Here is a 621-nt window from a genome sequence, read left to right as displayed (position 1 = left end):
GCCCCGGTTCCGGCAGGTGGCCCTGCCCGACGCCTTCCTCGATGCCGGCGCGCTTCCGACGCTGCATGACCGGTACGGGATCTCGGCGGCAGCCATGGTGAAAAGCATCAAGAGCTGGCTCTGAACCGGCCTTTTGCACAGGAGGAAACAAAATCATGAAATCCGTAGTCACTCGCCGTATGGCGTTGTTTAGCGCCGCCGGCATCCTTGCCGCTCCCACCATTGTACGCGCTCAGGGCCAGGTGCGGCTCACGTTGGGCCATGGGGCCGCGCCGGGCAACCCGCGCAGCGTGGCGGCCGAGCGCCTGGCGTCCCGGTTGCGGGAGCAAAGCAAGGGCCGGATCGAGATGCGGGTGGCCGGCTCCGCCCAGCTCGGTGACGACGCGGCGATGCTGACGGCATTGCGAACCGGCACGCTGGACATATCGGTCAACAGCCAGGGCGCGTCCTCGGCGGTGCTGCCCGAACTCGCGGCACTCGGCCTGCCCTTCCTCTTTCCGGATCCCACCGCGGCCTACCGTGTGGTCGATGGCGCCGTGGGGGAGGAACTGGGGAAACGTTTTGAGGGGGTTGGCGTCATCTCCCTCGGCTTCTGGGACAATGGTATCCGCCACACCAGCA

At 67.0% G+C, this 621-nt stretch carries 1 protein-coding gene; it reads left to right on the top strand.

Features of this window, described 5'->3' with window-relative positions:
* Nucleotides 1-155: 155 nt before the first annotated feature.
* A partial coding sequence (gene dctP / locus D2K64_RS24005) for a TRAP transporter substrate-binding protein DctP (RefSeq protein ID WP_202910831.1) occupies nt 156-621 on the top strand: 466 nt, incomplete at its 3' end.

Source organism: Teichococcus vastitatis (assembly GCF_003604215.1).
Lineage (GTDB): Bacteria > Pseudomonadota > Alphaproteobacteria > Acetobacterales > Acetobacteraceae > Pseudoroseomonas > Pseudoroseomonas vastitatis.
The sequence above is the reverse complement of the archived record's forward strand: the minus strand, read 5'-3'. Positions and strand labels throughout refer to the sequence as shown.